The 6,170-nt window shown below is 64.1% G+C and carries 7 protein-coding genes; 5 read left to right on the top strand and 2 right to left on the bottom strand.

From position 1 onward, the window contains the following. Positions 1-83: 83 nt before the first annotated feature. The gene (locus JWN03_RS45365; RefSeq protein ID WP_297629024.1) at positions 84-506 is read right to left on the bottom strand and encodes a DUF4254 domain-containing protein; all 423 of its coding nucleotides are present in this window, start codon (positions 504-506) and stop codon (positions 84-86) included. Positions 507-669: 163 nt separating this feature from the next. Here JWN03_RS45365 and JWN03_RS45360 point away from each other — a divergent pair, with 163 nt between their 5' ends. Both JWN03_RS45360 and JWN03_RS45355 read left to right on the top strand, forming a co-directional pair. Next, entirely contained in the window at positions 670-1,515 is an 846-nt protein-coding gene (locus JWN03_RS45360) for a helix-turn-helix domain-containing protein (RefSeq protein WP_297629023.1), read from the top strand. Further along, the gene (locus JWN03_RS45355; RefSeq protein WP_297629022.1) at positions 1,515-1,889 is read left to right on the top strand and encodes a DUF397 domain-containing protein; all 375 of its coding nucleotides are present in this window, start codon (positions 1,515-1,517) and stop codon (positions 1,887-1,889) included. Before JWN03_RS45360 ends, JWN03_RS45355 begins: the two co-directional genes overlap by 1 nt. Positions 1,890-2,050: 161 nt before the next feature. On the opposite strand, the gene JWN03_RS45350 is transcribed toward JWN03_RS45355, so the two are convergent. Next, the gene (locus JWN03_RS45350; protein ID WP_297629021.1) at positions 2,051-2,875 is read right to left on the bottom strand and encodes a MerR family transcriptional regulator; all 825 of its coding nucleotides are present in this window, start codon (positions 2,873-2,875) and stop codon (positions 2,051-2,053) included. A 132-nt stretch (positions 2,876-3,007) separates the two neighbouring features. On the opposite strand from JWN03_RS45350, the gene JWN03_RS45345 reads away from it, so the two are divergent. The 3 genes from JWN03_RS45345 (at position 3,008) to JWN03_RS45335 (ending at position 5,851) form a co-directional block, all read left to right on the top strand. Then, positions 3,008-3,367 (top strand): nuclear transport factor 2 family protein, encoded by a 360-nt coding sequence (locus JWN03_RS45345; protein ID WP_297629020.1) that lies wholly within the window; start codon positions 3,008-3,010, stop codon positions 3,365-3,367. A gap of 94 nt (positions 3,368-3,461) precedes the next feature. Then, positions 3,462-4,124, top strand: coding sequence for a class I SAM-dependent methyltransferase (locus JWN03_RS45340; protein WP_297629019.1), 663 nt, complete (start codon positions 3,462-3,464; stop codon positions 4,122-4,124). Positions 4,125-4,264: 140 nt separating this feature from the next. After that, on the top strand, positions 4,265-5,851 hold the full coding sequence (locus tag JWN03_RS45335) for an HNH endonuclease signature motif containing protein (protein WP_297629018.1): 1,587 nt from the start codon (positions 4,265-4,267) through the stop codon (positions 5,849-5,851). Positions 5,852-6,170: the final 319 nt, after the last annotated feature.

Raw genomic sequence — 6,170 nt, 5'->3', positions numbered from 1 at the left:
AAAGGGCCACAGAACCGCAACCATCACGACCTCCTACTAGTTCGGGTCACCTGCGGTGCACCGCGTTTTCGATGCAGGCATGCTCAGTGCCTGTTGGGCAGCCGGCGTCGTCCGGTCGACACTTCTTCTGTGAGGTCCTCGTAGCCAACAGCCAACTCCGCCAACCGTTCCCACGCCTCCCGTAGCTCCCATTCGCCGGTGCCGGAAAGCTCCGCGAATGCACAGGCCGTGAACTTGGCGAGCCGATCGATCACTGCGCCGAGGCTCTCGGTGTGCAGGCGGGCACAACCCAGCGATGGCGGCAGCTGCTGAGCGACCCATAGGTTGATGTCGCCGATCAGTTCGGTTCGCCAACAGTCGATTTCGTCACGCATCGACCCGCTGGTACTCAGCAACTGCTGGTGTAGATCGGATAGATCACTGGCCCAGCGCAAGACTGGATGGTTGTCCCGAACGTCGCCGCGGCACGCGGCAAGAATCAGGCTCTTGGCAGGAAGTAGCTCCATGACCGCTCACCTCAGAAATAGACTTCTATTTTGGGCTTGCAAAACAAGAATACAACTGGACTTCTATTTCAGGAATGTATTCTGTTGTTGCTCTTGAAAGTTCGGGACCTGCTCTGATAACTCAGACAGCACCGATCGATGACCGGGCGGAGGAACAACCGCGATGACGACCCCAACGATCCAGCGACGCCGACTTGGGCTCGCCCTCAAAACCGCGCGCGAGGCCGCCGGAAAGACCCAGGACGAAGCCGCCAAGGCAATCGACTCAGCGGCCAGCAAGATCAGCCGCTTGGAGATCGGACAGAGCGGCATCAAGCTGACCGACCTCGGAATCCTGCTGAACCTGTACGGAGTCGCCGCCGAAGACGCCGCGTCCATGAAGGAACTCGCCCGCGCAGGCAGGCAACGCGGCAGATGGAGCGGGAACCGATCCATCCCGGGCTGGTTCCGCCGATACATCGACCTCGAAACCGATGCCAGCGAAATCAAGTGGTACCAACACGAAGTCGTCCCCGGCATCCTCCAGACCGAGGCCTATGTCCGCGCGATGTTGCTCAGCGGTCAACCGCGGGTCACCGATGATGAGATCGAAAAGCTGATCGAAGTTCGTCTCGAACGACAGACCGTACTCACCCAACGGCACAAGACAATCAGTGTGATCCTCAGCGAATCGGCCCTACGCCGAACGGTCGGCGATGCCGAAATCATGCGAAACCAACTGCGACACCTCGCCGAAGTCGCACAGTTGCCCCGCGTCGCCTTGCAAATCCTGCCCTTCAACGCGAAAAGCGTCGGCGACGCCTGGGCCCACTTCATCCTGCTGCGCTTCGACGACGACGCAACCTCCGACGTCGTCTATCTGGACGGCTACGCCGACGCCGATTACGTCGACCGACCCGATGCTGTCCGCGCGTACGCTCAGTTGTGGGACAGGTTGCAATCGGCCGCGCTCGGCCCGGTGGAGTCTCGCAACCTGATCCTGAAAACCGCTGAGGAGACGAAAGATTGATGAATACCACCCCCGGGCCAGCCGAGAACGGGTGGCGCAAGAGCACCTATAGCGGCAGCAACGGTGGCGCCTGCGTGGAAGTTCGATTCGACGGTGACCATGTGCGAATCCGCGACAGTAAATACACCGGAGATCCCGTGGTGCAGCCGGAGATCACCGTCGATGTAGACAGGTGGGTCGTCTTCCTCGGCCATGTGTTGCGGAGGCATCCGACCCCGCACGAATACTGTCTGCCTTCGATCCGCCTCGATAGCGCAGGCACAACTGTCCGCGACATGCACGGCACCTCACTGCGCTACACCCAAGCCGAGTGGAACGCCTTCGTCGCAGGCGTACACGCCGGTGAGTTCGACTCCAGGGACACGGCAGCGTAGATCCGGACGTAGGGAGATTCTCCAGAATCCGTCAGCCTCCTGATAGACAGGCGGCGGGGTGCTGCGCAGTACCCGATTTCTCCGAGATGTCAGGGGCGACTGCCGGTGGGGATTTCGTCGAAGTACCGGATGGACATCGGCTCGCAGGTAGACGATGTGACTCAGTGGTCCCTGTCGGCGCGGAAGATGGGCCAGCCGATGTCGGTTTCCCAGGTGTCGGGGTCAGCGCTGTTGTGGGCGTCGCGGCGGTAGTACTCGCGTAGTGGTCCGTCCACGCTGATTTCGTGGCGGGTGGCGTAGGAGCCGAGTTCGCCGTATGTGATGTCCACGCCGGCGAGGGGGCCGTGATGGGTGATGATCGCCAGTTCCGCCGGTGGGACCAGGAAGGGCTCGACACGGCCCACGGTGCGCACGGCATTGTGGACGGGGATGAATACGGTGGCCTCTCCGTGGTCGTTTTGATAGAGGCCGCTGGTGAACAGGCCGCCGCTGGGACCGGTCTGCGTCAGGTTCTCCGTGCGGACGGTGGCGTGGAGTTCGTCGAGCGCGTTCTGCCACCAGGCCAGGATGTCGTGCCGGTCGATGACTTGCCGGATGGCGACGGCCGGAGTCGCCGGGACCGTGCGGTGTTCGACGGATGCCGGGGCCGGGGGGTGCGTGAGGAGGTTGCGCAGGGAGCTGACCGCTGCCCGGGTCTGAGCCAGTTCGGTTTCGAGACGATCCAGGTGTCCGGCGATCAAGGCGTTGCGGCTTGTCGAATCCGGCGCAGCGAGTACCGCTTTCACATCGGGGATGGGCATGTCCAGGTCGCGCAGGCGGCGGATCACCTGTGCGGCGGGGATCTGATCGATCGAGTAGTAGCGGTAACCGTTGCGGGAATCGATCTGGGCCGGTTCCAGCAGGCCCACCTGGTGGTAGTGGTGCAGCGTCTTGACGCTCAGGTGCGTCATCCGGGAGAAGTCCCCGACCGTCAGTCCCACGTTCATGCTCCCAGTGTCATTCCTCCGGTTACCGGAGGGTCGAACCGCGGCGTTGTGTGTTGACCCTCCCCCTACCGGAAGGGCGAGGGTGAGCACCACGGCCGCTAGACCGGGCGGCACCGACCAAGGAGGATCACCATGACCGTCACCACCCTCACCGGAGTTCTGTCCGAGCACGTCAAAGCCGTGAATGCCTTCGACGCCGACGCCATTGTGTCGACCTTCGCCGAGGATGCCTTGGTCAACGACGCACGCCGGGAGTTCTGGGGTATCGACGCTATCCGCGAGTGGGTCGTTCGGGAGATGGTCGGGGACAAGGTCACCCTGGAAGTGACCGAGATCCTCGACCACTACGGTGACACGATCGTGCGGGCACGCTACGACGGCGAGTACGACAAGACCGGCCTGCCCGACGACCTGATCCTGACCAACTACTTCACCGTCCGCGACGGCAAAATCGTGCGCATGATCGTCATCCGCAACCAGCCGGTCGCCTGAACCGCAGCAGCAAGCCTTCGCCTACCTCATCGATGCGGAACCGGTCAATCCCGAAGGTTGACCTCAACCGTGGTTGAGGGGTCACAGTGGATGTATGACTCGATCTGCTGAATTCTGGGATTCCGTCTACGACAGCGACACCGCACCGTGGGTGATCGGGGAACCGCAGCCCGCGATCGTCGAATTGGAGCGGGCCGGGTGGATTCGCGGGCGGGTGCTCGACCCGGGAGCGGGGGCCGGGGAGCACACGATCCTGTTGACACGCTTGGGATATGACGTGCGAGGCGTTGATCTGGCACCGAATGCGGTGGCATGGGCTCGGCGGAATGCGGCGGAACAGGGTGTGCCGCAGGCTCGTTTCGATGTCGCGGATGCGCTGCGGCTGAGTGAGGCGACGGCGCTGGCGGATGATGGCGCGCCCGCGTTCGACACCATCGTGGACAGCGCGCTCTTCCACATCTTCGGGACCGATCCCGATGTCCGAGCCGAGTATGTGCGCAGCCTGCACGCCGTATGCCGCCCAGGCGGGCTCGTACACGTACTGGCCCTGTCGGACAGCGAGCCGGGGTTCGGGCCACGCATCAGTGATGCCGTGATTCGCGAATCCTTCGGCGAGGGATGGGAATTGGAGGACCTGCGCCCTGCGCGCTATCGCGGCCGCGTCACCGGCTCGGTCGCCGAGGCGGCCGTACACCTGGAGCAGCACAACGGCCGGGTCGACCTCGCCGCTTGGCTGGCTCGCATTCGCCGCGTCTAGGTCAGGCAGTGACCGGGGGCCTCAAGGGAGCCAAGCCACTGCCGGGGCGCGATCGACCGCCGGGTGATTGCGGAAGATTCGCTTAGCGTTTCGCGTGCACGGGCTGTCGTGTCGCACGGTCGGCGAATAGTATCGAACGTATGAGCGAATGCACTGCTGAGGAGCTCACCAGCTACGAGCTGGTGGAGCGGTTGCAGGCAGTGCACTCCGCGGTCGCGATGGCTCAGGCCGAAGAGGTCGCATTGACTACGCAGCTGTACCGGTTGCGCCGTTCTCAGCAGCTCGAATTCGGGGTCGCGGCGCTCTACGCTGGCGAGTCCACCGCCACTGAGATCGCTATGAATTTGCATGTGTCGCAACGCCTTGCGGACGGGCAGATCGCCCTGGGCCTCGACCTGGATGATCGGTTGCCCCTGACTCAGGAAGCATTCACCCAGGGTCGCTTGGATCTGGGGCGAGTCCGCGCCATCCACGACACCCTCATCAACGCGCCCGACGCACTGGTCACAGCCCTCGAACCCCGCATCGTCGACTACGCCCAGTCCCGCGACCCGGGCCAGGTGAAACGGGCAATCCGCAAGTGGCTCCTGGAAATCGACCCCGCCGGCCAAGCCCGACGTCGCAAGGAAGCCGAAGCCGAGCGCTACGTGAGCGTGCAAGCCGCCGACAATGGCACCACCATCCTCGACGGCGTGCTCTCTGCCGCAGGCGGTCGCACCCTGTACGAGCGGCTCCGAGAAATGGCGATCACCCAATGCTGCGGCCGCGACCCACGCACGATGAACCAGCGCCGCGCGGATGCACTGGTTGCTCTCGCTGACGGTACCGGCCACCTGTCCTGCCAGTGCACCCACCCCGACTGCCCCCGCTCCGATACTCCCGTCCACGAGCCCCGCCGCGCCCTTATCCAAGTCGGCGTCTCCGCCCAGTCACTCGCCGGCCTGGCCGACAACCCCGCCCTGCTCGCGGGTTTCGGCGCGATCGATGCCGACCTGGCCCGAACCCTCGCCCGCCATGCCACCTTCCAGATCCTCCACGAAAACACCACCGGCAATACGCCGTCCCAGGCAGGCGCAGCTTCAGCAGTAGGTGAAAATTCAGGCGCGACAGTGACGACACCGGGCACGGACTCGGCGGATAATGCTGCGGCGCAACGGTATCGGCCTGGTCTTCCTTTGGCGGCGCGGGTGCGTGCGCTCGCCGGCACCTGCCGCGCTCCCGGCTGCCAGGTCCCCGCTGCCGCTTCGGATCTGGACCACCAGCAGCGGTTCGATCATCATGCCCCGGCCTCGGGCGGCGCTACGACCGAAGAGAATCTCGGTGCTCGCTGCCGCCGCCATCACCGCCTCAAGACCTTGGCCGACAACGACCGCAACGGCTGGACAGTCATTCACCACCCGGACCGACGGATCGAATGGCGCACGCCCACCGGCGGTTCCATCACCACCACTCCTGAAGGGGCGAGATTCTTGTTCCCCCACCTCGCCATCCCGCCAACCGCCGGCAGTATTCCCCAGCCTGACCCGGTGACCCCACTCGTCAACCCTGGCCCGGCGACCAACACACTCATCGAACTGATCCACGTCTACGTCCCGCCCGGCGAGCGACGCCGCGCAATCTCTCGACGCCACAGCAATTCCAGTCCGGGCGAACCGGTCCTTGTCGGGCCCAACCTCGAAGTCCATGCAGGACATCGAGTCTCCGACAACGACGCTCCCCCTTTCTGACATATCCCCGGACGATCGCGCAACCTCATGCGCGCCTGATCACGGAACTAACCCCAGCCCGTCAGACCCGCTGAGGCCGACATGCATTGACGGAGCACGGGTTGGAATCGGGGGCTCTCGCCCTGGATCCGTCCACCCACAGCATCTACACACAACACCCACGGAGCCCCCACGATCGCGAACTATCGTGAGCCGTCATGATCAAGGTCCGCCCGATCCCAGCAGCGCTTCTCTATATCTTCGGCTCAATGCTCCTCGGCCCCACCATCTTCCTGGCCGGCTACCTCATCACCCCCGCAAACGGCGACTTCTGCGACAT

The organism is Nocardia sp., from assembly GCF_025465275.1.
Classification (GTDB): Bacteria; Actinomycetota; Actinomycetes; order Mycobacteriales; family Mycobacteriaceae; genus Nocardia.
This window is presented reverse-complemented; position numbering and strand designations above follow the sequence as displayed.